Origin of the sequence: Lutimaribacter degradans (assembly GCF_023703375.1) — a bacterium.
GTDB lineage: Bacteria > Pseudomonadota > Alphaproteobacteria > Rhodobacterales > Rhodobacteraceae > Lutimaribacter > Lutimaribacter degradans.
The window spans coordinates 1-24,174 of the sequence record NZ_JAMQGO010000008.1 but is presented as its reverse complement, the minus strand read 5'-3'; the positions used below and the strand labels follow the sequence as shown (position 1 = coordinate 24,174).

Annotated in this window: 24 protein-coding genes and 1 tRNA gene; 16 read left to right on the top strand and 9 right to left on the bottom strand. The window is 63.9% G+C overall.

Going from position 1 to position 24,174, the window contains the following annotated elements; all coding sequences use genetic code 11:
* Positions 1-16: 16 nt before the first annotated feature.
* On the bottom strand, positions 17-1,807 hold the full coding sequence (locus M8744_RS12260) for an ABC transporter transmembrane domain-containing protein (protein WP_251417332.1): 1,791 nt from the start codon (positions 1,805-1,807) through the stop codon (positions 17-19).
* 327 nt (positions 1,808-2,134) lie between these two features.
* On the opposite strand from M8744_RS12260, the gene M8744_RS12255 reads away from it, so the two are divergent.
* The 3 genes from M8744_RS12255 to M8744_RS12245 are packed head-to-tail and all read left to right on the top strand — an operon-like array spanning position 2,135 to position 4,746.
* Positions 2,135-3,148, top strand: coding sequence for an ABC transporter substrate-binding protein (locus M8744_RS12255; protein ID WP_251417312.1), 1,014 nt, complete (start codon positions 2,135-2,137; stop codon positions 3,146-3,148).
* Between the two features lie 46 nt (positions 3,149-3,194).
* Positions 3,195-3,962 (top strand): ABC transporter ATP-binding protein, encoded by a 768-nt coding sequence (locus M8744_RS12250; protein ID WP_251417306.1) that lies wholly within the window; start codon positions 3,195-3,197, stop codon positions 3,960-3,962.
* Positions 3,955-4,746, top strand: a complete 792-nt coding sequence (locus tag M8744_RS12245; RefSeq protein ID WP_251417300.1) for an ABC transporter permease — start codon at positions 3,955-3,957, stop codon at positions 4,744-4,746. The genes M8744_RS12250 and M8744_RS12245 overlap by 8 nt, the downstream gene beginning before the upstream one ends.
* A gap of 104 nt (positions 4,747-4,850) precedes the next feature.
* Here the strand turns inward: M8744_RS12245 and M8744_RS12240 are convergent, their stop codons facing one another.
* The 7 genes from M8744_RS12240 to M8744_RS12215 form a co-directional block, all read right to left on the bottom strand.
* A complete protein-coding gene (locus tag M8744_RS12240) occupies positions 4,851-5,753 on the bottom strand; it encodes a fumarylacetoacetate hydrolase family protein (RefSeq protein ID WP_251417296.1) in 903 nt (300 codons plus the stop codon).
* A 4-nt stretch (positions 5,754-5,757) separates the two neighbouring features.
* Complete coding sequence (locus tag M8744_RS12235) at positions 5,758-6,534, bottom strand: cyclase family protein (protein WP_251417291.1); 777 nt, start codon at positions 6,532-6,534, stop codon at positions 5,758-5,760.
* A 19-nt stretch (positions 6,535-6,553) separates the two neighbouring features.
* Positions 6,554-7,867: a TRAP transporter large permease gene (locus tag M8744_RS12230; protein ID WP_251417287.1), complete on the bottom strand. Its 1,314-nt coding sequence runs from the start codon at positions 7,865-7,867 to the stop codon at positions 6,554-6,556.
* Positions 7,864-8,370: a TRAP transporter small permease subunit gene (locus M8744_RS12225; protein WP_251417280.1), complete on the bottom strand. Its 507-nt coding sequence runs from the start codon at positions 8,368-8,370 to the stop codon at positions 7,864-7,866. The genes M8744_RS12230 and M8744_RS12225 overlap by 4 nt, the downstream gene beginning before the upstream one ends.
* Positions 8,371-8,373: 3 nt before the next feature.
* Positions 8,374-9,429, bottom strand: a complete 1,056-nt coding sequence (locus M8744_RS12220; protein ID WP_251417274.1) for a C4-dicarboxylate TRAP transporter substrate-binding protein — start codon at positions 9,427-9,429, stop codon at positions 8,374-8,376.
* Between the two features lie 156 nt (positions 9,430-9,585).
* Positions 9,586-9,717: a hypothetical protein gene (locus M8744_RS17795; RefSeq protein WP_285813436.1), complete on the bottom strand. Its 132-nt coding sequence runs from the start codon at positions 9,715-9,717 to the stop codon at positions 9,586-9,588.
* 94 nt (positions 9,718-9,811) lie between these two features.
* Positions 9,812-9,885, bottom strand: a tRNA-Gly gene (locus M8744_RS12215).
* 114 nt (positions 9,886-9,999) lie between these two features.
* Between M8744_RS12215 and M8744_RS12210 the strand changes: the two genes are divergently transcribed.
* Entirely contained in the window at positions 10,000-11,628 is a 1,629-nt protein-coding gene (locus tag M8744_RS12210; protein WP_251417269.1) for a thiamine pyrophosphate-binding protein, read from the top strand.
* A gap of 114 nt (positions 11,629-11,742) precedes the next feature.
* Complete coding sequence (locus M8744_RS12205) at positions 11,743-12,153, top strand: cupredoxin domain-containing protein (protein ID WP_251417262.1); 411 nt, start codon at positions 11,743-11,745, stop codon at positions 12,151-12,153.
* On the opposite strand, the gene M8744_RS12200 is transcribed toward M8744_RS12205, so the two are convergent.
* Complete coding sequence (locus M8744_RS12200) at positions 12,154-12,822, bottom strand: SOS response-associated peptidase (protein WP_251417254.1); 669 nt, start codon at positions 12,820-12,822, stop codon at positions 12,154-12,156.
* A 170-nt stretch (positions 12,823-12,992) separates the two neighbouring features.
* Here M8744_RS12200 and pobA point away from each other — a divergent pair, with 170 nt between their 5' ends.
* The 11 genes from pobA (at position 12,993) to M8744_RS12145 (ending at position 24,006) form a co-directional block, all read left to right on the top strand.
* Positions 12,993-14,162, top strand: a complete 1,170-nt coding sequence (gene pobA, locus M8744_RS12195; RefSeq protein WP_251417248.1) for a 4-hydroxybenzoate 3-monooxygenase — start codon at positions 12,993-12,995, stop codon at positions 14,160-14,162.
* Entirely contained in the window at positions 14,162-14,950 is a 789-nt protein-coding gene (gene pcaD, locus M8744_RS12190; RefSeq protein WP_251417231.1) for a 3-oxoadipate enol-lactonase, read from the top strand. The genes pobA and pcaD overlap by 1 nt, the downstream gene beginning before the upstream one ends.
* On the top strand, positions 14,943-15,323 hold the full coding sequence (pcaC, locus tag M8744_RS12185; RefSeq protein WP_251417212.1) for a 4-carboxymuconolactone decarboxylase: 381 nt from the start codon (positions 14,943-14,945) through the stop codon (positions 15,321-15,323). The genes pcaD and pcaC overlap by 8 nt, the downstream gene beginning before the upstream one ends.
* Positions 15,320-16,051 carry a protocatechuate 3,4-dioxygenase subunit beta gene (gene pcaH / locus M8744_RS12180; protein WP_251417191.1) on the top strand — a complete coding sequence of 244 codons (732 nt, stop codon included), beginning with the start codon at positions 15,320-15,322 and terminating at the stop codon, positions 16,049-16,051. The genes pcaC and pcaH overlap by 4 nt, the downstream gene beginning before the upstream one ends.
* Position 16,052: 1 nt before the next feature.
* The gene (gene pcaG / locus M8744_RS12175) at positions 16,053-16,652 is read left to right on the top strand and encodes a protocatechuate 3,4-dioxygenase subunit alpha (protein ID WP_251417176.1); all 600 of its coding nucleotides are present in this window, start codon (positions 16,053-16,055) and stop codon (positions 16,650-16,652) included.
* A 72-nt stretch (positions 16,653-16,724) separates the two neighbouring features.
* Positions 16,725-17,294 (top strand): HugZ family pyridoxamine 5'-phosphate oxidase, encoded by a 570-nt coding sequence (locus M8744_RS12170; RefSeq protein ID WP_434481367.1) that lies wholly within the window; start codon positions 16,725-16,727, stop codon positions 17,292-17,294.
* Positions 17,291-18,001, top strand: a complete 711-nt coding sequence (locus M8744_RS12165; protein WP_251417163.1) for an alpha/beta fold hydrolase — start codon at positions 17,291-17,293, stop codon at positions 17,999-18,001. The genes M8744_RS12170 and M8744_RS12165 overlap by 4 nt, the downstream gene beginning before the upstream one ends.
* Positions 18,002-18,004: 3 nt before the next feature.
* Positions 18,005-19,342 (top strand): class-II fumarase/aspartase family protein, encoded by a 1,338-nt coding sequence (locus M8744_RS12160; protein WP_251417157.1) that lies wholly within the window; start codon positions 18,005-18,007, stop codon positions 19,340-19,342.
* A 128-nt stretch (positions 19,343-19,470) separates the two neighbouring features.
* Positions 19,471-21,471, top strand: a complete 2,001-nt coding sequence (locus M8744_RS12155) for an oxidoreductase (RefSeq protein WP_251417151.1) — start codon at positions 19,471-19,473, stop codon at positions 21,469-21,471.
* Between the two features lie 152 nt (positions 21,472-21,623).
* Positions 21,624-22,826 carry a TCR/Tet family MFS transporter gene (locus M8744_RS12150; RefSeq protein ID WP_251417146.1) on the top strand — a complete coding sequence of 401 codons (1,203 nt, stop codon included), beginning with the start codon at positions 21,624-21,626 and terminating at the stop codon, positions 22,824-22,826.
* A 94-nt stretch (positions 22,827-22,920) separates the two neighbouring features.
* A complete protein-coding gene (locus M8744_RS12145) occupies positions 22,921-24,006 on the top strand; it encodes a zinc-binding dehydrogenase (protein ID WP_251417140.1) in 1,086 nt (361 codons plus the stop codon).
* The last annotated feature ends 168 nt before the right edge of the window (positions 24,007-24,174 follow it).

Below are 24,174 nucleotides of genomic sequence, written 5' to 3'. Positions count from 1 at the left end.
AGGCCGCCGGGGTTGATCAGGCCGCCTGCCCGTCGGTGAATTGCAACCGCGCCAGCCGCGCGTAAAGGCCGCCCTGCGCTACCAGTTCGTCATGGGTGCCCTGGGCCACCACGCGGCCGGCTTCCATCACGATGATACGGTCGGCCTTTTTCACCGTGGCCAGCCGGTGCGCCACGATGATCGTGGTGCGCCCTTCCGACAACACATCGACCGCTTGCTGGACCGCGCGTTCGCTTTCGGCGTCGAGCGCGCTTGTCGCCTCGTCCAACAACAGAACCGGCGCATCCCGAAGGATGGCCCGCGCAATGGCGATGCGTTGTTTTTGCCCGCCCGACAGCATCACGCCACGCTCGCCCACCTGGCTGTCATACCCCTCGGGCAGCGCGGTGATGAACTCATGCGCGGCGGCGGCGCGGGCGGCGGCCTCAACCTCGGCATCGGTGGCCTCGGGGCGGCCAAAGCGGATGTTTTCACGCGCGGTCGTGGCAAAGATCACCGGATCTTGCGGCACCAGCGCCAGGTGACGGCGAAAATCGTCGCGAGCCATTTCGGTCAGGGCGACACCGTCCAGCGTGATGCGCCCCGCCTGCGGGTCGTAAAAACGCTGGATCAGCTGAACCACCGTGGTCTTGCCGGCCCCCGACGGGCCGACCACAGCAACCGTTTCGCCGGGATGGATCACAAGCTCGACCCCATCCAGCGCCGGAATATCGGGCCGCGCAGGATACTGGAAAGACACGCGCTCGAAGGCGATTTCACCACGCACGTTGGCCGGCGCGGGCCGCGGCTGCGCGGGGTCTTGCACGGCATCCTCGGTTTCCAGCAACTCGACCAGTCGCTCGGTCGCGCCCGCGGCGCGTTGCAATTCGCCCCAGATTTCCGAAAGCGCCCCGACGCCACCGGCCACCATTACCGAGTAGATCACGAACTGAACCAGCGCACCCGCGCTCATGTCACCGGCACGCACGTCATTGGCGCCGATCCACAGCACGCCCACGATCCCCGAGAACACAAGGAAAATCACGATCACCGTCATGATCGCGCGCGTGGTGATTCGCCGCCGCGCCGCGTCAAAGCTTTTTTCCGTCACGGTGGCGAAATCCGCGCGTGTGGCACGCTCATGCGTGAATGCCTGGACCGTTTGCACGCTTTGCAGCGATTCCGACGCGCTCCCCGAGCTGGCGGCGATCCAGTCCTGGTTCTCGCGGCTCAGCTTGCGCAGCTTGCGGCCCAGCGTCAGGATCGGCACCACGACGATAGGCACCAACAACAGCACCAGCCCCGTCAACTTGGGCGATGTCAGCAGCATCAGCGACAACCCACCGACAAAGATCAGAATGTTGCGCAGGGCGATCGACACCGACGAGCCGATGACAGAAAGGATCAACGTGGTATCGGTGGTAATCCGGCTCAGCACCTCGCCCGTCATGATGCGTTCGTAAAAGGCGGGGCTCATGCCCAGCACGCGGTCGAACACGGCCATGCGTATATCGGCCACGACCCGCTCGCCCAACCGCGTGACCAGCGCGTAGCGCAGCCCGGTGCCGATGGCCAAAAGACCGGCAAGGCCAAGCGCGGCGGCAAAATACCGATCAAGCAGCGCACCATCGGCAGCACCGAAATTATCAACGACGCGGCGTACTGCCATCGGCAACACCAACGACACGCAGGCCGTCAGCACCAACGCCAGCACGGCCGCGCCCATCAGCCCGCGATAAGGCATCATGAAGGGCCACAACCGCGCCAGCGCGCCAACCTTTTTCGATTTCTGACGATCTTCCTCGCCGCTGGGCGCCGCCTGTGCCATCGGGTATGTCCTTCCTGTGTCGCGCGATAGCGGTTTAAGCGTTCCGCGCCCTGCGGGCAAGCGCCGGGCTGTCGCGGCCCCAACGCCACTGGCCAAAGCCCGTATACCCAGGGCGCTTAGGCACAACGCATACGTACGAATTGCGCCGCACCCCGTCTGGCAGGCAGACGCCTATTTGCGCGCCCAGCCGTCAGCCCGTTCGTCCCTGCAATGCAGGACATGGCAGACTGTTGCTGACACCGCTTTTGCCCGGCCCGACCGTATTGGGTTGATTTCCCAGCCCAAAAGGTGAACCTTCTTGCCGCAACCATTCCCGGGGAGGATCAGATGACCAATTTCACACGCCGCAACACGCTGGGCCTGATGGCCGGCGCCGCCACTTTGCCGATGCTGGGCACGCCTGCGCTGGCCAGCAACAAGATCACCGTCGGCGCACTGCGCTTTACCAGCCACGCCGCCAGTTTCGTCGCCTATGAGCGGGGCTATTTCGCGGAGGCCGGGCTTGACGTGGAATTCAAGTTCTTCCAGGCCGCGCAGCCGATGGCCGTCGCCATCGCCAGCGGCGACGCCGATTACGCGGTCACCGCGGTGTCGGGTGGCTTGATCAACCTGGCTGAAAAGGGCGCGACCAAGGTCATCGGCGGTGCCCTGTCCGAAGAACCGGGCATCGACGGCCAGAAAATTCTGGCCTCCGACGCAGCCTTCCAGGCCGGCCTTACAAGCCCGGCACAGATGGCCGGCAAGAAATTCGCCATCACGCAGGCGGGCTCATCCTTCCACTACATGGGCTCCAAGATCGCGCAGGCGGAGGGCATCGAAATGTCCTTTACCCCGCTGCAAAAGGTCGGCGCCATCATCGGCGCGATGAAATCAGGCCAGGTCGACGCGTGGTCGATCGTGCCGCATATCGCCAAGCCGCTGGCGGGTTCGGGCGCGGTGCATGTCATCGGAAACGTGGCCGATTACATCCCCGATTACCAGGTCACGACTGTCTTCACCTCTGCGCAGAACGCCGCGAATGAACGCGCCAAGACCGAGGCCTTCCTGGCCGCCTTCGCCAAGGGTGCCGATGATTTCAACGCCGCGCTGGTCGATCGAACCGCGGGCGACGAGGCCGCCGAAGACATGGTCAAGCTGATCCACAAATACGTCTACACCGACCGCGAGTACGAGAAGGCCAAGCCCTCGATCGTGAACGGTGCCATGCGCATCAACAAGGGCGCGGCGCTGAACATGACCTCGGTGCAGGATCAGATGGACTGGTTCAAATCCGAAGGCCTGATCAAGGACAGTATCACCATGGACATGCTTGTCGATCCGTCCTACGTCGCGACGATGTAATGCCCTGCGGCGCGGGCCACCCGCCCGCGCCGCACAAGGAGCCCGCATGGACCTGACAATTGATGGCCTCACCCACCGCTATGACGCGGTCGAGGTGTTGTCCGATATTTCGCTGACCATACCCTCGGGCCGGATCGTCTGCATCGTCGGCCCGTCGGGCTGTGGCAAATCCACCCTGCTGCGCATGATCGGCGGGCTGGAACGCCCCAGCGCGGGCCAGGTCCTGCAACTGGGGGCCCCCGCGTCCGATTGCCTCAATCCGCTGACCTTCGTCTTCCAGGATTTTGCCCTGCTGCCCTGGCGCTCGGTTTCGGGGAACGTGTCGCTCGTGTTGGAAGACCACGCCCTGTCGCGCCAGGACCGGGCCGAGCGCATCGCGGACGTGCTGGCACGCACCAACCTGACCGATTTCGCCGATGCCCTGCCCCGCCAACTGTCTGGCGGAATGAAGCAACGGGTGGCCATCGCGCGGGCGCTGGCCGTCAACCCGGCGGTCATGCTGATGGACGAACCGCTTTCGGCGCTCGATGCGCAAACTCGCGAACTCTTGATGGATGATCTTGTGCAACTCTGGACTCGCACGCCCTTTACCTCGGTGTACGTGACCCACAACCTGTCCGAGGCCACGCGCCTGGGCCACCGGATCGTGGTGCTGTCACGCCGCCCGGGACGTATCCGCGAAGTGATCGAGATCGACACTCCCCTTGATGCACGCGACAGCACCGACCCCGTTCTTGCCCGCCACCAGGACCACCTGTGGCAATTGATGCGCGAAGAAGCGCGCGCCGCCGATGCCGAGCTTGCCCATGGCTGATCCGCATCCCGTCCCGTTCCGTGGCGGCGGCTTTCGCCCGGTTCAGAAACGCGGCGTGGGCCTGGTGGTCTTTGTCGCGCTCATCGCGCTGGTCGAATGGGGTACGCGGTCAGGCTGGATTTCCAACCTGACGCTGCCGCGCCCCTCGGACGTTGCGCAAACGCTGATCGACTTGTGGCAATCGGGGCTTTTCCTGCAACATGTGCTGCCATCGCTGTCACGTCTTGCCGTGGGCAGTGCCATGGGCGTCACGGCGGGTATTGCCGTGGGCGTTCTGATCGGCCTTTTCAGCCTTGCGCGGGCCGGGCTGGTGCCGCTGGTGGCCGCCCTGTTTCCGATCCCGAAAATCGCGCTGTTGCCACTCTTCGTAATCTGGTTCGGCATCGACGAAGGCTCCAAATACGCGCTCATTGCGCTTGGCACCTTCACTCCCACGGTGGTGGCAACGTTTGGCGCGGTGGATAATGTCGATCGCACGCTGATCCGCATGGGCCAGAGCTTTGGCCTGCCCTGGGCCTCGACCGTGCGAAAGATCGTGCTGCCCGGCGCCATGCCCGGCATCCTTTCGGGGATGCGCATCTCGCTGTCCATCGGGATCATCCTGCTGGTGGCCGCAGAAATGCTGGGCGCCGAATACGGCATCGGCGCCTATATTCTCGAGGCCGGCTCGCTTTACGATCTAGAACGGCTGTTCGCAGGCGTGGTGATCCTGTCGGTGCTGGGCGTCGTGGTCAGTTGGACAATCGGCCGGGTCGAGCAGCGGATGCTGCGTTGGCGCAGTTGACCAGGGCCCTGGCTGCACCTTGCCCGGTAAATGCGGGGAAATAAGGCCGCAGGCCGAAGGGGCAAAACCCCGATGCGCCGCGCTTGCGCGCGGCGCGCCCATCCTTAGCGGACGATGCGGTTTTTCAATACGCCGATCCCCTCGATCTCCAGCTCGAACTCGTCCCCCGGCTCCAGCCGCTTGCCCAGTTCCAGCCCGCAACCCGTGCCAACCGTGCCCGAGCCGATCACCTCGCCCGGATAGAACGTTTCCGAGGCCGAGATATGCGCGATGATGTCGGCGAAGCTGTGCTGCATCTGGCGCGAATTGCCGCCGCCCCACCGGTCGCCGTTCACACGCACCTCCATGTCCAGCGCGACGGGATGTTCAAACTCGTCGGCCGTCACGATCCAGGGGCCCAGGATGTTGCCGGTGTCGAAATCCTTGCCCTTGGCCGGGCCAAGCTGGCCGGCCATCTCAACCATCTGCGCATCGCGCGCGGTCATGTCGTTGAGGATCGTGTAACCCCAGATATGGCCCGGCGCATCGGCGGCGGAAATATCCGCACCGCCCTTTCCGACGATGATCGCCAGTTCCAGTTCGAGATCGAGGAACTCGGCATAGCGCGGCCAGCGCACGTCCTGGCCATGGCCGATGAAACTCATCCGGTTGCCCTTGTAGTAGATCGGCTGATCGTACCAGACAGACGGGATTTCATGCGCGCGACCTGTCACCTTTTCCATCGCGACGAAACAGTTTTTCAGGTGCTCTTCGAAAACCAGGCAATCGCGGTATTGCACGGGCCGGATGGGGCAGCGCATCTGCACATCCTCCATTCCGATGGTCGCGCCGAATTGCGGGTCGGCCAGCGCGTCGCGCACGGCCTCCAACCCCGCATCCCCCATGTCGACCAGTTGCACCATGTCACGGATATCCAACCCCGCAGCGCGCAGATCCAGCAGGGTGTCGGCGTCGATGACGGCGACGGGTTTTTCCACGCCCTCATGGGCGACGGTGCCAAGTTTCATGTGCTCACTCCTCGAAAATCGCGACAGCCCGCGTGAACCCGGCCGAACCACCCTTCAGCTTCATCGGAAAGCAGCTGATGGTAAAGCCGGTCGGCGGCAGGCTGTCCAGGTTGGCCAGTTTTTCCATGTGGCAGTATCCAATGTCGATCGACGCGCGGTGACCTTCCCAGATAATGCTCGGGTCATGAGTTTCCGCCCATTTCTTTGCCGTGTGCGAAAACGGCGCGTCCCAGCTCCAGGCGTCGGTGCCGGTGATGCGCACGCCGCGCTCCAGCAGGTAAAGCGTGGCCTCACGCCCCATGCCGCAACCGGAATCGACGTAGTCCGCTTGCCCGTACCTGGCGCCCGCACCGGTATTGACCACGACGATATCAAGCGGCTGCAACTCGTGGCCGATCCGCTTCAGCTCGTCCTCGATCTCTTGTGCGCTCACCAGGTGACCATCCGGAAAGTGACGAAAATCCAGCTTCACCCCCGGTGCGAAACACCATTCCAACGGCACCTCGTCGATGGTGATCGCGCGTTCGCCGTTATTCATGGTGGAATGGTGGTGCCAGGGCGCATCAAGATGCGTGCCATTGTGGCTGCTGATGCGTAGTATCTCGACCGCCCAACCATCGCCGCCGGGCAGGTCGCTTTCTTTCAGCCCCGGAAAAAAGCCCGCGATCTGCCCCGCTGTCATCTTGTGATCGAGGTAATCGATCTCGGGCAGCATGATCGGCGGGTCGCTGGCGATCCCGGCCTCAAGCGGGACGGATATATCGACAAAACGGCGTGGCATGGCGTGTCTCCTTTAACGGTCAGCGCCCCGGCACCAAGCCGGTGGCGACAGATGGTATGGCGATGACGATCAACAAGACCGCCACCATCATCAAGGCAAAGGGTGCGGCGCCGCGAAAGATGTCGCCCAGCGTGATGCTGTCATCCTCCAACGTCGCCTTGATGACATAAACGGATATGCCGAAGGGCGGGGTCAACAGGCCGATTTCCACGGCAAGAACCGTGACGATGCCGAACCACACCAGGTCGATTCCCATGGGCGTGACAACAGGAAGCATCAACGGCACGAGGATAAGCATGATCGACGAGCTGTCCAATATCATGCCCAATGCGATCACGATGAGCACGTAAATCAGCATCAGGCCCCAGAACCCGAGGTCAGCCCCCGCAGCCCAGGCCCCCAGCCCGCCCGGAACACCCGACAGGGCCAGCATGCGAGAATACATTTGTGCCGCGATGATCAGGAAACAGATCGTGGCTGTGACCATGCCCGTATCGACCAGCACCCGCCAAAGCTTGGACCAGTTCAGCCGGCCCATGGCGACCCCCAGCGCCAGTGCACCGATGGCCCCCATCGCCCCCGCCTCGACCGGGGTAAAGATACCGGCATAGATGCCGCCCAGAACCAGCACGATCAGCCCGGCGATGGGCAGGCCCTTGCGCGCCATCTCGGCTGGCGGCAACCCGCCCTCGTCAACCGCGTCGGGGCGGCCCACGAAACGCGGGGTGAAAACGGCCATCGCCACGATGCCCACCGCAAAGAACACGGCAAGCAGGATGCCCGGCCCGATACCGGCGATGAACAGGTCACCGATGCTTTGTTCGGTCAGGATACCGTAAAGGATGAGCAGCAATGAGGGCGGAATCATCATGCCCAGCACGCTGGAGCCCGCCACGACCCCCACGGCAAAGCGGGGCGCGTATCCGTGCCGGATCATCTGTGGCACGGCAATCTTCGTGAATACGGCGGCCGACGCAATCGATATGCCGGTGATGGCCGCGAAAATCGCGTTCGCCCCGACCGTACCCACGCCAAGCCCACCCTTCAGCTTGCGGAACATCGAATTGGCCACGTCAAAGGCATCTCGTCCGAACCCGGCCTCGGACACAACAAAGCCCATCAACACGAATAATGGCACCACGCCGAAGAAATAGCTGGAAATCGCGTCATTGGCCGCCAGCGCCAACAGTTTTGACGCCAGCAGCGGCGACCCCTTGATCGCCCAGACCCCGAGAAACGAACACAGCATCAGGGCAATCGGCACATAAAGCCCCAAAAGGACAGTGCCGAACATCGCCGCCAGCGCAATAAGGCCGATGTCAAAGGGGCTCATGCGCGCGCTCCCCCGACCCAGCGCCGCAAGATACGGGCGGCGAATTGCAAGGACAGCAGGGTACAGCCCAGCAGGATCGTGGCCTTGACGGGCCAGACAGGTGCGGTGAAATCACCCAGCGCGCCGATGAATTCGCCACGTTCCCACGCGCGGGTGAACAGCGGCCAGGTCTGGCGCAGGATAACCCAGACCACCGCGATGGCCGCGAGGTCGAACAGGGTTTCCAGCAATTTGCCCAAAACCGGGGCCCGACGGTTCAACCAGCCGGGAAAGGCGTCGGACCGGGTCATCCGCCCTGCCCGCAGCGCTTGCGGAATCTGCAGGAACACGATTGCCACGATGGACAGCGTCACCATTTCCGGCACGCCCGGAACGGGTGCGCCGAACAGGTTGCGCCCGGCCACGTCAAGTCCAACCAAGACCATCAGCGCCAGAATCAGCAGCGACCCGGCCACGTTCGCGGCCTGGGTCGCTCCGTCAAGTGCGCGCAAGATGCGCCGCATGGCTTATTCCTTGTCCCAGTCCCGCAGCGGCGTGGCGCCGGCGGCACGCATCGCGTCCATATAGTCAGACAAGATATTCGAGGCCGGCCGGCCCTGCGCGTCAAGCTGTTCGGCCCAGGTTTTCGCCGCGTTGTCCATGTTCGCAGCCCAGGTCTGGCGCATTTCGGGGGTCGCCTCGGTGATGGTGGCGCCCGCCTCGTCCATCTGGGTCAGCGCGATGTCGACAAAGCTTTCCAGGTCGTCGTGATACCACGCCATCGCGGCATCCGCGCCCTTGTCCATCGCGGCCTTCACCGCGTCGGGCAGGCTGTCATACCATGCTTCGTTCGCGCAAAGCGATCCGGCATATTGCGCACCCAGCCCGAACTTGGTGATGTAGGGCGCAACCTCGTAAAGCTTGCCAGGCAGCGCGGCGCTGGCAAACACCAGAACGCCATCATACACGCCTGTCTTGATCTCGTTGTAATAGGTGGTCAGGTTGCCCGCCACGCCGACGGCACCCGTGCCCGACAACCAGTTGATCGCCGCACCCGGTGCCGCGATCTTGCGGCCGTCCAGATCATCCAGGCTGTCGACGGGGAAATTGGTCATCAGCAGGTAATCGTCGATGCCGATGGGCGCCCCGATATAGACCACGCCGTTGTCGGCATAGGCGCGCAGCATGTCGGCGTTGTCATCGTGCAGGGCGTCGACGGTCGTGGCCACCTGGCGCACATCGGCCGACACGAAAGGCGTGTAATAACTGACGTTCTGAACCGCCAGTTTCGCGGGGTCGAACAGCGACTGGCAAGTGCCGATTTCGGCAAGCCCTGCCTCGACGGCTTCAAGCTCTTCACCGACGCCGGCAATGGAGCCACCGAATTGCTCGGAAAAATTCATGCTGTGGCCCGTGCCTTCCAGTTCGGCCTGCACGGTGGGGATGAATTGCTCGGAAATCATCCGCACCCAACGAAACACCGGCGGATGGCCCGCGGCCACGGTCACGTTGTAGGTTTCGGCGATGGTTGCGGCGGGCATCACACCCAGCGCCAGCGCCGCTGTCAGTGCCTTGAATTGCATGGGCTTTCTCCTCCCCATAGGGCGCGGTTGCAGCCGGGTAACCGGATAGCGCGCCTATCCCGCCGCATCGGCGGGATTTCTCCCGCCGCGCACCCTACGCCCAATATGCACAAGGTCAAGCAGCCCGGACCGGATAACCGGCCCGGGCCTGTCACATCAGAAAATCGGTGACATCAGCCGGAATCGCTCCAGCCAATCGCCACCATCCATGGCCAGCATCATGGCTGCCGGAAGCCCCAGCATGAACACGCTTACTATGATGATTGAGCGGGTCAGTCCCCTGAACATTGCGTCCTCCATTGTGTCCGTTCGCAAGACAAACCTGGAGGCGAAACCACGCTTGAAAAGCGGCAGGGTGTCGCAATGGCCATTCAAGAAAGGATGGAGCGGGTAGACGGAATCGAACCGACATAACCTGCTTGGAAGGCAGGGGCTTTACCATTAAGCTATACCCGCGGGGCCACTGTTGCTTAGAGCAGGTCAGAATGGCGGTCAAGCGGTTCATACACAACACCCCTTACCCGCCCGGGCACCCGGCAATCAGACACGACCACAAGGCAGACAATCACCATGGCCGACAGCAAGAATTACACCTATCAATCCATTGCCCGGGCGGTAACCGACCAGGGGTTGGACACCATGTTCGGGTTGATGGGCGATGCCAACCTTTTCATGGTCGACCATTACGTGCGCGGCTGCAGCGGAAATTTCGTGCCCGTGGCCTACGAGGGCAGCGCCGTGCTGATGGCGCAGGCCTATGCCCGCATCGCGCAAAAGGTAGGCGTGGCCACGGTGACCCACGGGCCGGCGCTGACCAATTGCGTCACGGCCCTGACCGAAGGGGCGCGCGGCAATATCCCGATGGTGCTGCTGGCGGGTGACACGTCGGTGATGGCCCCCCAGAACCTGCAGAACATCGATCAGCGCGAGGTGGTCAAGACCACGGGCGCGGGCTTTGAACAGATGCGCTCGCCCGAAACCGCCAGTTACGACGTGGCACATGCGTTCCACCGCGCACGGGTGGAACGGCGGCCCATCGTGTTGAACATGCCCGCCGATTTCATGTGGGCCGAGGTGGCGCATGTGAAACATGCTTTCCCGGTCTTCGGTGCCCCCTCCTATGTGCCCGAGGGCGACGACCTGGATGAGGCCGTGGGCATGATCGCCTCGGCCAAACGGCCGATCATCCTGGCAGGTGTTGGCGCGCTCGACGCACGCGAACAGATCATCGCCCTGGCCGAACGAATGGAGGCACCGCTTGCCACCACGCTGAAGGCCAAGAGCCTTTTCAACGGCCACCCCGCCAACATGGGCATTTTCGGCACACTCAGCACGCCCGCCGCCTACGATGTGATCGCCAAGGCCGATTGCGTGGTGGCCTTTGGTGCCAGCTTGCACCATTTCACTACCGATCAAGGCAAGCTGATGAAGGGCAAGCGCGTTGTGCAGATCAACGATGACCTGGCCGCCGCAGCGCGCAATTATCACCCCGATGCGGCGCTTATTGCCGATGCGGGGCTGACTGCCGACAATATACTCTGGTGGTTGGACGAGGCCGAGATTGCACCAACGGGCTTTTCCAAGGAGCTCGACATGAACGAGCTGACAACCCACCCGGTCGGCCGCGAGGGCAAAACGGCCTCGGGCTGCATCAATTTCGTGCAGGCGCTGGAGCGGCTGGAAACCGCCCTGCCGGAAAACCGGCTGCTGACCACCGATGGCGGGCGCTTCATGACCGAAGTCTGGTGCCGCATCTCGGCGCCCGACGCGCGCAGCTTTATCGCCACGACCAATTTCGGCTCGATCGGGCTGGGCTTGCAGGTGGCCATCGGTGCGGGAATAGCCGCCCCCGACCGGCCGGTGGTGCTGTTTACCGGCGATGGCGGTTTCATGATGGGCGGAATCAACGAGTTCAACACGGCCGTGCGCCTGAAACAGGACCTGATCGTGATCGTGTGCAACGACAGTGCCTATGGCGCCGAACATATCCAGTTCCTCGATCGCAGCATGGACCCGGGCCTGTCGCAATTCGATTGGCCATCCTTTGCCGAGGTGGCCACGGCGCTTGGCGGGAAAGGCATCCTCGTGACCTCGGATGACGAGCTTGAGGCCGCCCTGCCCGAGATCGACAAGCGCGACCGCCCACTGCTGATCGAGTTGCGGCTTGACCCGCATGACGTGCCGCGGATGCGGATCTGACAGAGCCCGCAGGCGAAAACCGTCATGGCCGCCCAATTCCTGCCGCATTCGTCACGTAAGAATTAACCTTATGATTCTGCGACGGGTGGGGCGCTTGTTGACAGGAGACACGTCATGTTCCGCATAACTGCTGCCGCGGCGCTTGCATTGGGATTGATGACCGGTGGCGTGCATGCCGCCGAGCATGAAGTCGCGATCGTTGCCGGGGCCTTCTTTCCCGAAACCACATATGTGCAGCCGGGCGATACCGTCGTGATCTACAATACCGACGATGTGCCGCGCCTGGTCTTTGGCGACCAGTATCACTTTGTCACGCCGACGCTGAATAGCGGCGAAGAATATACCCTGACGATCGTCGACGCGATGCCGAACCAGTATTACGGCAAATCCATCACGACGGCGGGCGAAGGCGACAACATCGGCGAGAGTGGTATTCCCGCCGAGGACGAGGCCGACACCGACGAAACCGGCAAGACCATGCGCGGTGTCTTCAGCTTTGCCCCCGCGCCGCTGGACGAGGATTGATCACGCCGCATCCAGCGGGCGGATCAGGTCCGGCCCGCTGGCCCGGTTGGAATTGACGCGCGGATCGACGCGCCAGGCCTTCAGGCCGCCTGAAGGGGTGGCCCGAAGGCATTTCGCCGCCCCCTTGCCCGCCTCGCCCAACCACAGCGGCCAGTCGCCCGGATCGAGGATCACCGGCTGGCGGTGATGGATCGTCGCAATGTCGGGCCCGGCCTCGGTCGTGACGATGGCACAGGTCGGAAGACGCGCCTCTTCAGGCCCCCACATCTGCCAGACGCCGGCAAATATCATCGGCGCGCCGTCACTGCGCGTGACAAACCAGGGCAGCCGGCTGCCCTCTGAATCCTTTTCCCATTCGTAAAACCCGTCAGCAGCGATCAGGCAGCGCCGCTTGCGCACGGCGCTGCGAAAGGCCGGCTTGTCGGCGATAGTTTCGGCGCGCGCATTGATCAATAATGGTCCGTCGGTGGGTGACTTGTACCAATGCGGCAAGAACCCCCAGCGCATCGCCCCGATCCGGCGCCCCTGCGCGCCCGATACAACGCCAAGAACCTGGTTTGTGGGGCAGATGTTGTAATCGGGCACATCGGGCAGGTCATTGGCCAAAGTCGCATCGAAAAGCTGCGCCATCGCGTCGGGGGGCATGGTCAGGGCGAAACGTCCACACATGAAAGCAGACTACATTGAAGCGCCGCCAATCCAAAGGCGTATGCGCCATACACTGTTGGTTTTCCCAAAGGCGATTTGACTGTCAGAACGAAGGGGTGCGATGGGTCGAAATTGATTGACAAGGTAAACTATTTCCGGAATCCTTGCGGCAGCGGAAACGGGAGGGACGGATGCGAACACAGGTAGCCATCATTGGCGGTGGGCCTTCGGGGCTTTTGCTGTCGCAACTTCTTCACACCAAGGGTATCGACAGCGTGGTCCTGGAACGGCGCTCACGCGACTACGTTTTGTCGCGGATCAGGGCTGGCGTGCTTGAAACCGGCATGGTTGACCTGATGAAGCAGGCCGGTGTCGGAGACCGGATGGAGAAAGAGGGCTTTGTCCATGACGGCACGCAGATCGCCTTTGATGGGCAGATGTTCCGGATTGATTTCAAATCACTGATCGCCAAGACCGTAACCGTCTACGGCCAGACCGAGGTGACGCGCGACCTGTATGATGCGCGCGACAAGGCGGGTGGCATGGTGCTGCATGACTGCCAGGCGGTGAACCCTCAGGGCCTGGATACCGATGCACCCTTTGTCACTTTCCTGCGCGATGGCACCGTGCACCGGATCGACTGCGATTTCGTGGCCGGATGCGACGGGTTTCACGGGCCGTCGCGCCAGGCTATCCCAACCGATCAGCGCCGTGAATATGAACGCACCTACCCTTTTGGATGGCTGGGCATCCTGTCGGAAACGCCGCCCGTGGATGACGAGTTGATTTATGCCAACTCCGAACGCGGTTTCGCGCTGTGCTCGATGCGCAACGACAATCTCAGCCGCTATTACATCCAGTGCGACTTGTCAGACAGCCCCGATGACTGGACCGATGACGCGTTCTGGGACGAACTGCGCCGCCGCATCCCCGAAGAAGCAGCGGACAAGCTGGTTACCGGCCCCTCTATCGAAAAATCCATCGCCCCACTGCGCAGTTTCGTCTGCGAGCCGATGCGCTGGGGCCGGCTGTTTCTGGCTGGTGATGCGGCGCATATCGTGCCGCCCACCGGGGCAAAGGGGCTGAACACTGCGGCAAGCGACATCCATTACCTGTTCACCGCCTTCGACCGGCATTACAACGGGGGCGACAACGAGGCGCTGGAGCGCTATTCCGAGAAGGCATTGGCGCGGATCTGGAAAACCCAGAGGTTCAGTTGGTGGATGACGACGCAATTGCATCGTTTCCCCGATCAAAGCGCCTTTGACCTTAAGATGCAGCGGGCCGAACTGGCCTTTCTGCGAGACAACGAGGCGGCGCAGATGGCGCTGGCCGAGGCTTATACGGGGATGCCCTACTGATGCGTGTTGCCGATCTGAACGATCTGAAAATTCACTATACCGATGAGGGCGACCCGAACGGCACGCCCATCGTTTTCGCAAATTCACTGGGCACCGATCTGCGGCTTTGGGACAAGATCGTGCCCATGCTGCCTTCAGGTTTGCGCATCATACGATATGACAAGCGCGGGCATGGGCTGACGCAGGCCACGCCCGGCCCCTACAAGATGGGCACGCTGGTAAACGACCTGGAGCGCCTGCTCGACCACCTGGAGGTGCGCGATTGCCTGCTGGTCGGGCTGTCCATCGGCGGCATGATCGCGCAAGGGCTGGCGGTCAAGCGGATGGACCAGGTGCGCGCCGTGGTATTGTCGAACACCGGCGCCAAGATCGGCACGCCGCAAATGTGGGATGAGCGTATCGCCGCGGTTCACGCCGGCGGGATCGAGGCGCTGGCCGACGCGGTCATGGAGCGGTGGTTTTCTGCCGCATTCCGCAAAACGGACGAGTTTCACGCCTGGCGCAACATGCTGGTGCGCCAGCCGGCTGAGGGCTACGCGGGATGTTCGGCCGCGATATCGGGCACCGATTTCTACACGCCCACAAGCGGCTTGCGCCTGCCCGCGCTTGGAATTGCCGGCTCCGAAGACGGATCGACCCCGCCCGACCTGGTGCGCGAAACCGTCGATCTGGTCCCGGGTTCCAAATTCGAACTGATCCGCGGCGCGGGGCACCTGCCCTGCGTGGAAAAACCCGAGGAATATGCCCGCATCCTGAACGGCTTCATCGCAGATACCGGCCATGTCTGATCGCCATGACAAGGGAATGGAGGTGCGCCGCCGCGTCTTGGGCGACGCGCATGTTGACCGCGCCGAGGCCGCGAAAACCGAGTTTGACGCCCCCTTTCAGACGCTGATCACCGAAGGCGCCTGGGGCACGGTCTGGGCCAGTGACGCCATCAGCCCGCGCGAACGGTCCATGCTGACGCTGGCGCTTTTGGCAGCGATGGGAAATTTCGACGAGATCCCGATGCATATCCGCGCCACCGCCCGCACCGGCGCCAGCAAGCAGGACGTGCAAGAAGTGTTCCAGCACGTCGCGATCTATGCCGGTGTGCCGCGCGCAAACCACGCGCTGAAACTGGCCAAGCAGACCTATGCCGAGATGGAGGATGACACATGAGCGACCTTGGCCCCTTGGTGCCGCGCCGGCGCGACATGCACCCGGTTCCCTATGACCCGGATTACAAGACATCCGTGACGCGCAGCCCGAACTGGCCGCTTTTGTCGATGGAATCGACACCAAGCGAGGAAACAGGCCCGCGTTTCGGCCATTCCATGCTGGGGCCGCTCGATAACAACCTGATCCTCAATTACAGCCGCGACCCCGAAAAACCCGCGGTGGGCGAACGTATCTTGATGCATGGCCGGGTGCTGGACGATTTCGCGCGCCCGGTGCCCAACACGCTGGTTGAAATCTGGCAGGCCAACGCGGGCGGGCGCTATCGCCACATCAAGGACAGTTATTTCGCGCCGCTCGACCCGAATTTCGGCGGTTGCGGGCGCACCCTCACCGACGACCAGGGGCGATACCAGTTCCTGACCATTCGGCCCGGCGCCTACCCCTGGCCCAATCGCGCCAATGACTGGCGACCGATGCATATTCATATCTCGGTCTTTGGCCACAGCTTCGGTCAGCGCCTGATCACGCAGATGTATTTCCAGGGCGACCCGCTGATCGACCGCTGCCCCATCGCCGCGACGATCAAGGATCGCGGCCAGTTGGACCGGCTGGTGGCCCCCCTGGACATGAGCATGGCGCGCCCGCTCGATTTCCTGGCCTACAAGTTCGACATCGTGCTGCGCGGGCGGCGGCAAACCATGTTCGAAAACAAGCTGGAGGGGATGTGACATGACCCAACCGCTCGACACGCTGATCGAAACTCCGTCGCAAACAGGCGGTCCCTATGTGCATATCGGCTGCATCCCCACGTTCGCCGGAATCGAGGGGGTCTATCCGCAAGACCTCGGCCTGTCGCCCATCACGGATGGGGCCAAGGGGCCGCTGGTCACCATCACGGGCCAGGTGATCGACGGCACCGGCTGGGCGTTGCGTGATGCGCTGCTGGAAAGCTGGCAGGCCGACGCCGCGGGCAAGTTTCCCGGCCAGCAGGGCGCAGACCCCAACGTGACGGGCTTTTGCCGTTTTGCCGCCGACAAGGACAGTGGCGAGTTCACCCTGCGCACCGTGAAACCCGGCCCCGTGCCCATGCGCGGCGGCGGCCTGCAAGCGCCCCATATCAGCCTGTGGATCGCCGCGCGCGGCATCAATATCGGGCTGCACACGCGGGTGTATTTCGAAGACGAGGATAACAGCACCGACCCCCTGCTGGCCCGGATCGAACAGAAAAACCGCCTGCCCAGCCTGATCGCCGGCAAGACGGGCGAGGGCGAATACCGCTTTGACATTCGCTTGCAAGGCGAAGGTGAAACCGTGTTTCTGGATATCTGACGCGACGGGGCGGCCCCGCGCCGCCCCTTGCCAAACTTTACGCGCCGGGCCACAAACGGCGCAGGCACGCCAATGGCGCAACCCAGCACCGACGCAATACCGGACAGGCCCGCCATGCCCACCCAAGACCCTTTCCAACCCGCCGACGACAACGCCCGGCAAATCGCCCATGACCTGCTGGGCGGGGCTACCCATGCCGCGTTGGCGGTGATCCGGCCAGGCAGCCCCCTGCCCTCGGTCAGCCGCATCGCCATGACCACTGCCCCCGACGGCGCACCGCTGTCGCTGATTTCGTCACTTGCGCCGCATAGCGCGGCGTTGCTGGCCACGCCCGACTGCGCCTTGCTGCTGGGCGATCCGGGCGAAAAGGGCGATCCTCTGACCTATCCGCGCCTGACGATCCACGCCCGCGCCACGCTGATTGCGCGCGACGATGCCGATCATGCGGGCTTGCGCTCGCATTACCTGGCCCGGCGGCCGAAGTCGAAACTCTATATCGACTTTGCCGATTTTCGGCTGGTGCGTTTCACCGTCACCGACGGGTTGCTGAACGGCGGGTTCGGCAAGGCGTACATCCTGTCTGCCGCAGACCTGATCGACGGTTCCCCCGCACCCGAAACCATGCCAAAAGACGGGGCATGAGCAATTTTCTTTTGATCCATGGCGCAGCCCACGGGGCCTGGTGCTGGCGCGACGTGATCCCCGAACTTCAGGCGCTTGGCCACACCGCCCGCGCCATCGACCTGCCCGGCCACGGGCAGGACGCAACGCCCTACACCGATGTCACGCTGGATGCCTATGCCGATGCGATTACCGCCGCGCTCGATGGCCCGACGGTGCTGGTGGGCCATTCGATGGGCGGCTATCCCATCACCCTGGCCGCCGAGCGTGCGCCCGACCTGGTGCAGGCGTTGATCTATGTCTGTGCCTACGTGCCTGCCCCAGGCCTCAGCCTGTCGCAAATGCGTATGCAGGCGCCGTACCAACCGCTACTGCCACATATCCGCATGACAGGCGACCGCAAGGGATGGACCGTGCCGCGCGACGACCTGCACGACCTGTTCTACCACGACTGCCCGCCCGGCACCGTCGATTACGCCGCCGAGCGGCTGTGCATACAAGCAACGCAACCGACATCCGTGCCGGTTGATGTGACCGCGCGAAGCGCGGAAATCCCGCGGTATTACATCCGTTGCGCCGATGACCGCACCATTCCGCCCGAGTACCAGGGTACCATGACGGAAGACTGGCCGACCGATCATGTCGTGACGATGGCTTGTTCCCATTCGCCCTTTTTCGCGCAGCCCCGCGCGCTTGCCACCCATCTGCACGAATTCGCAAAAGGATAAGCCATGGCCGGTTCCGTTTACGACAGCCCGCTCTACCACCTGTTGTTCCCGGCCGGTGACGTCGGCAAGCTGTTTACCGACAGCGCAGAGATCCGCGCCATGCTGCTGGTCGAAGGCGCCTTGGCGCAGGCCCAGGGCGCGTTGGGGGTGATCCCCGAAACGGCGGCCGCTTTCATCCACCGCGCCGCCATGGAGGTGCAGATCGACCCGGCGGGCCTTGCGGCGGCAACGGGGCAGAACGGCGTCACCGTGCCCGGGCTGGTCGCGGCTTTCCGCCGCGCGATGGAAGCGCCCGACTACGCGCAATACCTGCATTGGGGCGCCACCAGCCAGGACATCATGGATACAGGGTTGATGCTGCGGCTACGCCAGTTCCTGTCGCTGCTTGAACGCGACATGCGCACCACGCTTGTCGCACTGGCCCGGCTGGCCACTCCGCATGCCGAAACCCCGATGGCGGCGCGCACCTATGGCCAGCACGCCACGCCCACCAGTTTTGGCGCGGTTGCGGCAGGTTGGGGCCAGCCGCTTTTGACGCTGCTGGATGAATTGCCCGCGCTGCGCGCGCGGCTGGTGGTTTCGCTTTCGGGCGCGGCAGGCACGTCGGCAGCGCTGGGGCCACAGGCCGATGCGACCCGCGCGGCGATGGCCAAATCGCTGGGCCTTGCCGATTCCGGGCAGGGTTGGCACGCCGACCGCAGCAGCCTGCAGGCGATCTGCGCCTGGGCCACGCGGGTTGCGACCGCCTGCGGCAAGATGGGCGAAGACCTGTTGCTGCTCACCCAGTCGGGCATTGCCGAGGTCACGCTTGACGGCGCGGGTGGCTCCTCGACCATGCCGCAGAAACAGAACCCGGTCGGGCCATCGGCCATGGTGGCATTGGCACGGCAGATCGTGGCGCTGAACGGGGTCATGCAGGGCGCCGGACTGCACCGCGAACAGCGCGATGGCGCGGCGTGGTTCTCTGAATGGCTGACATTGCCGCAGCTTTGCCTGGGCACCGCCGCCACGCTTTCCCACGCCCAGCGGCTGGCCGAAACGCTCACCCCCGATCCCGCGGCCATGCGCGCCACGCTGGATGGGGGCCAGGGCCTGATCCACGCCGAGGCGCTATCATTCCGCCTGTCGGAAACCATGCCCCGCCCCGAGGCGCAGGCCAGGGTCAAGGCCCTGTGCAAGGAGGCTCTTGCAGAAAAGCGTGACCTGGCCGGGCTTGCACGAGCCGCCTTTCCCGATCTGCCGCTTGACGACGTGTTCGACCCGTCCTTCCAGATGGGGCAGGCCCCCGATACCGCGCGTCGCTTTGCCCAACAGGTGGCCAACCTGCCTGACCCCGGCTGATACGCCGCGCGTGGCGCGGCCGCACCTTCGGATCAGGCGCGGCGGTGCGGTTGGCACCGACCGCTCTTGACAGCCTGCGCATCACGCGGAAATCCTGCTGCGTCACCCGCCAGGAAAGGCCAGCGCACATGTCCAGGGATCCGCTGCTTCAGCCCTACCAGCTCAAGCACCTGACGCTGAAAAACCGGATCATGACCACTGCACATGAACCCGCCTACCCCGAAGACGGCCTGCCCAAGGACCGTTACCGCGCCTACCATGTCGAACGCGCCCGTGGCGGGGTGGCCATGACGATGACCGCGGGTTCGGCAATTGTCAGTCGTGACAGCCCGCCCGCCTTCAACAACGTCTTGGCCTATCGTGACGAGGTCGTGCCCTGGCTGCGCAAGCTGGCCGACGAATGCCACGATCACGGCTGTGCCGTGATGATCCAACTGACGCACCTGGGCTGGCGCACCGGCTGGAACAAGGGCGACTGGCTGCCCGCGCTCGCCCCATCGGGGCGGCGCGAACCGGCGCACAGGGCATTCCCGAAGGTGATGGAAGAGTGGGATATCGCCCGCATCATCTCCGACTATGCCGACGCCGCCGAACGGATGCAGGCGGCAGGACTCGACGGCATCGAGCTCGAAGCATATGGCCACCTGATGGATGCCTTCTGGTCGCCCCGGCAAAACCATCTGGATGGCCCTTACAATGGCGACCTGGACGCACGAATGAAATTCTCGCTCGACGTTCTGGGCGCCATCCGCGATCGGGTCGGGCCGGATTTCATCGTCGGGCTGCGCTATACCGCCGACGACCTGGCCGCGAACGGTATTTCAACCGAGGACGGAATCGAGATCGGCAAGCGCCTGCGCGATACCGGCCAGGTCGATTTCCTGAACGTCATCAAGGGCCGGCTCGAAACCGATGCCGACCTGACCGATGTGATCCCGGTCCAGGGAATGGCCCATGCCCCACACCTGGATTTTGCCGGTCATATCCGGGCCGAGGTGGGCTTGCCCACCTTTCACGCCGCGCGCATCCCCGACGTGGCCACGGCCCGCCACGCCGTCGCCACCGGCCGGCTTGACATGGTTGGCATGACGCGCGCCCACATGGCCGACCCGTATATCGTGGCCAAGATCGCAGCAGGACGCGAGGATGACATACGCCCCTGCGTCGGCGCCACCTATTGCCTGGATCGCATCTACCAGGGCGGCGAGCTGGAATTGCCTCATGTCATTCCGGCCAGTGATACGCCCAGTCGCGCCGTCATCATCGGCGCCGGCCCGGCCGGGCTGGAGGCCGCGCGCGTCGCCGCCGAACGCGGGCATCATGTCACCGTGTTCGAGGCCGCCGACCAGCCCGGCGGCCAGGTCCGCCTTGCCGCACAAGACAAGCGCCGCGCCGAGATGATCGGCATCATCGACTGGCGCATGGCCCAATGCGCCGCGCGGGATGTGGAATTCAGGTTCAACACATGGGCCGAAGCGGCAGATGTGACCGCGCTTTCGCCCGACATGGTGATCGTCGCCACGGGCGGGATACCCGACACAGATATCCTGTCTTCGGGCAACGACCTGGTTGTGAGCACTTGGGACATACTTTCAGGCGCGGTAAAGCCGGGGCAGGACGTGCTGATATTCGACGATGCGGGCGACCACCCGGCACTGATGGCCGCCCAGGCCATCGCGGCGCATGGCGCACAGGTGGAAATCATGACCCCTGATCGCAGTTTCGCCCCCGAGGTGATGGGCATGAACCTGGTGCCCTACATGCGCGCGTTGCAAGACAAGGCGGCGCGCTTCACCGTGACCTATCGCCTGAAATCGGTCGCACGCGACGGCAATCGCCTGGCCGCCACCATCGGCACCGACTACAGCGATCACACGCAGGTCCACCATTTCGACCAGGTGGTGGTGAACCACGGCACCGTGCCGTTGGATGATCTCTATTTCGACCTCAAACCGCTGTCGAAAAACCTGGGCGCGCTGGATCACGACGCCTTCATCGCGCGCCGGCCGCAAGCCGTCGACACCAACCCAAGGGGCAGGTTTCGCCTGTTCCGCATCGGCGATGCCGTCAGCGCCCGCAACACTCACGCCGCGATCTACGACGCGCTTCGCCTGATGGTGGCAAATTGACGGGGGCGGCACCGGGCTTGCCCGCCCCGGGCAAAGCGCCCTGCGCCCCCCCTACGGCGCCGAATGCGCGGCCGCGACGATCCAGCCATATCCCTGCTTTTCCTTTGCCGTGCCCCGGCCTATCGTCGCGCAACCCGTGACCAAGGCTGCCCATGCCATTGCCCGTACTTTTCATCCTTGTCACCGTTATCCTGAACGCCATGGGCATCGGGTTGATCCTGCCCGTTATGCCCGACCTGATCGTAGAGGTCGCAGGCCGCGGCATCGCAAGTGCCGCCGTCTGGGGCGGTATCCTCTCGGCCAGCTTCGCGGTGATGCAGTTTCTTTTCGCGCCACTGGTGGGTAACCTTTCGGACGCGTTCGGGCGGAGGCCGGTGATGCTGCTTTCGCTATTCGCCATGGCGCTGGATTACATCGTGATGGCGTTGGCGGGCTCGATCTGGCTGCTTCTGGCCGGGCGCATCTTCGGCGGCATCACCGCGGCGACGAACGCCACTGCCACGGCGTACATGGCCGACATCTCGCAGCCTGCGGAAAAGGCGCGCAATTTCGGGCTGATCGGGGCGGGCTTCGGAGTGGGGTTCGTCTTTGGTCCGATGTTGGGCGGGCTCTTGGCCGAGTATGGCACGCGCGCGCCGTTCTACGCGGCCGCGGCGCTGTCGTTTGCCAACATGTGCCTGGGTGCCATGGTGCTGCGCGAAACGGTAACCGACACGACCCGCCGCTCCTTTGTCCTTCACCGAGCAAACCCGTTCGGTGCGTTCCGCGCACTGGCGCGGCTGCCAGACCTGACCGCGTTGTTGTGGGTGTTTTTCTTCTTTCAGGTGGCCACAATGGTCTACCCCGCGATCTGGGCCTATTTCACGACCGAGCGTTTTGCCTGGTCGCCCGGGTTGATAGGTCTGAGCCTTGCGGTCTACGGCACCTCCATCGCCGTTGTTCAGGGCGTATTGGTGCGCCCCGTTATCCGCCTTATGGGTGAACGGATGACGGTAATCTTCGGCCTCGGGACCGAGGTGATCAGCCTGGTCATCCTGGGCTTCATCACCAGCGGCACCGCCGTGATGTTCCTGATCCCGGTCACCGCCCTGGGCGCCATAGGAATGCCCGCGCTGCAAGGGATCATGTCGCGCCTGACCCCGGACAACGCACAGGGCGAGTTGCAGGGCGTATTGGCCAGCGTCACCTCCGTGGCGATGATCCTGGCACCGGTGGTCATGACCCAGACCTTTGCCGCCTTCACCGCCCCGGTTGCGCCCGTCTACCTGCCTGGCGCACCGTTCCTTCTGTCGGCGTTTCTGATGGCGATAAGCCTGGCGTTGTTCCGACGGCGCGTCGCCACGGCCCAGGCCTGACACCAGCCGTGCGCGGCGGCGCATTTCGCCTTGCCAGCCGGCCCAAGCCAATGCAGGCTCTGCGCAAATCACCCCAAGCAACAAGGGTCAGACCATGCCAAAAATCAAAGCCGCCGTATGCCACGAATTCAACGCGCCGCTGGTCGTCGAAGACGTCAACCTGCGCGACCCCGGGATGGGCGAAGTCGAAGTGACGCTGGATGCGGTGGCGATCTGCCATTCGGACATCTCGTTCTGGCAGGGTGGTTTTGGCGGCGCGCTGCCGGCCGTCTACGGGCACGAGGCCGCGGGTATCGTCAGCGCCGTGGGCGCCGGGGTGCAGGGGATCGATGTTGGCGACAGTGTCTGCGCCACGCTGATCCGCGCCTGCGGGCAGTGCCCAAGCTGTGGGTCTGGAAAGCCGACGATCTGCGAAACGCCCTATGACCGCAGCAAGGGCCCGCTCAGCACCACGGATGGCGGGCCGATGGATCACGGGCTGGCCATCGCCGCCTTCGCCGAGAAGATCGTCGTCGACCAAAGCCAGGTGGCCGTTATCCCCGGCGACGTGCCGAAAGATGCCGCAAGCCTCATTTCCTGTGGCGTGATCACCGGGTTGGGCGCGGCGGTGCTGGCCGCCGATGTACGCCCAGGCCAGGACGTGGTGGTGATCGGCGCCGGCGGCGTCGGGCTCAACGCGATCCAGGGCGCGCGCCTTGCCGGTGCCCGCCGCGTGATCGCCGTCGACATGAGCGAGGAAAAACTCGCCACCGCGCGCGATTTCGGTGCCACCGACGGTGTGCTTGCCGAGGGCAAACCCTGGGCCGAGGTCAAGAAACTGCTGGGCCGCGGCGCGGACAAGGTGCTGGTAACGGTGGGGGTTGCCGCCGTCTATGACAAGGCGCCGCGCTACCTGGCCAATGGCGGCCAGGTCGTCATGGTCGGCATGCCGCATTTCGGCGACAATGCCACCTATTCGCCCCTGATCATGGCCGATATCGGGCAGGATATCGTCGGCTCGAAAATGGGCGACATGGTGATCAAGCGCGACATTCCCTGGATCGTGGACCTGTACAAACAGGGCCGGATCAAGCTCGACGAGCTGATTTCGGGCCGCTGGACGCTCGACCAGATCAACGAGGCCATCGCCGACACGCTTTCCGGCGCCGCGCGCCGCAACGTGATCGTGTTCAACCGTTGACCGAAACCCACGTCACTCCCGGCCCGTTTTTCCTCTTGCCGAAAATACCCTGGGGGGAGTCGCGCTTTGCGCGACGGGGGGCAACGCCCCCCGACCGGGGGGGGGGGGGGGGGGGGCCCCCGGGGGGGGCGGGAATGATGCCTCGCGGCATCGGCCGCTCGATCGGCC

Coding starts and splice junctions, on each gene's coding strand:
- M8744_RS17795 (WP_285813436.1), bottom strand. CDS start 9,717: ATGTTCAGGGGACTGACCCGCTCAATCATCATAGTAAGCGTGTTCATG.
- M8744_RS12145 (WP_251417140.1), top strand. CDS start 22,921: ATGCCAAAAATCAAAGCCGCCGTATGCCACGAATTCAACGCGCCGCTG.
- M8744_RS12170 (WP_434481367.1), top strand. CDS start 16,725: ATGGCGCAACCCAGCACCGACGCAATACCGGACAGGCCCGCCATGCCC.
- pcaH (WP_251417191.1), top strand. CDS start 15,320: ATGAGCGACCTTGGCCCCTTGGTGCCGCGCCGGCGCGACATGCACCCG.
- pobA (WP_251417248.1), top strand. CDS start 12,993: ATGCGAACACAGGTAGCCATCATTGGCGGTGGGCCTTCGGGGCTTTTG.
- pcaC (WP_251417212.1), top strand. CDS start 14,943: ATGTCTGATCGCCATGACAAGGGAATGGAGGTGCGCCGCCGCGTCTTG.
- M8744_RS12240 (WP_251417296.1), bottom strand. CDS start 5,753: ATGAAACTTGGCACCGTCGCCCATGAGGGCGTGGAAAAACCCGTCGCC.
- M8744_RS12155 (WP_251417151.1), top strand. CDS start 19,471: ATGTCCAGGGATCCGCTGCTTCAGCCCTACCAGCTCAAGCACCTGACG.
- M8744_RS12225 (WP_251417280.1), bottom strand. CDS start 8,370: ATGCGGCGCATCTTGCGCGCACTTGACGGAGCGACCCAGGCCGCGAAC.
- M8744_RS12165 (WP_251417163.1), top strand. CDS start 17,291: ATGAGCAATTTTCTTTTGATCCATGGCGCAGCCCACGGGGCCTGGTGC.
- M8744_RS12250 (WP_251417306.1), top strand. CDS start 3,195: ATGGACCTGACAATTGATGGCCTCACCCACCGCTATGACGCGGTCGAG.
- M8744_RS12210 (WP_251417269.1), top strand. CDS start 10,000: ATGGCCGACAGCAAGAATTACACCTATCAATCCATTGCCCGGGCGGTA.
- M8744_RS12235 (WP_251417291.1), bottom strand. CDS start 6,534: ATGCCACGCCGTTTTGTCGATATATCCGTCCCGCTTGAGGCCGGGATC.
- M8744_RS12245 (WP_251417300.1), top strand. CDS start 3,955: ATGGCTGATCCGCATCCCGTCCCGTTCCGTGGCGGCGGCTTTCGCCCG.
- M8744_RS12230 (WP_251417287.1), bottom strand. CDS start 7,867: ATGAGCCCCTTTGACATCGGCCTTATTGCGCTGGCGGCGATGTTCGGC.
- M8744_RS12150 (WP_251417146.1), top strand. CDS start 21,624: ATGCCATTGCCCGTACTTTTCATCCTTGTCACCGTTATCCTGAACGCC.
- M8744_RS12260 (WP_251417332.1), bottom strand. CDS start 1,807: ATGGCACAGGCGGCGCCCAGCGGCGAGGAAGATCGTCAGAAATCGAAA.
- M8744_RS12160 (WP_251417157.1), top strand. CDS start 18,005: ATGGCCGGTTCCGTTTACGACAGCCCGCTCTACCACCTGTTGTTCCCG.
- M8744_RS12205 (WP_251417262.1), top strand. CDS start 11,743: ATGTTCCGCATAACTGCTGCCGCGGCGCTTGCATTGGGATTGATGACC.
- pcaD (WP_251417231.1), top strand. CDS start 14,162: ATGCGTGTTGCCGATCTGAACGATCTGAAAATTCACTATACCGATGAG.
- M8744_RS12255 (WP_251417312.1), top strand. CDS start 2,135: ATGACCAATTTCACACGCCGCAACACGCTGGGCCTGATGGCCGGCGCC.
- M8744_RS12220 (WP_251417274.1), bottom strand. CDS start 9,429: ATGCAATTCAAGGCACTGACAGCGGCGCTGGCGCTGGGTGTGATGCCC.
- M8744_RS12200 (WP_251417254.1), bottom strand. CDS start 12,822: ATGTGTGGACGTTTCGCCCTGACCATGCCCCCCGACGCGATGGCGCAG.
- pcaG (WP_251417176.1), top strand. CDS start 16,053: ATGACCCAACCGCTCGACACGCTGATCGAAACTCCGTCGCAAACAGGC.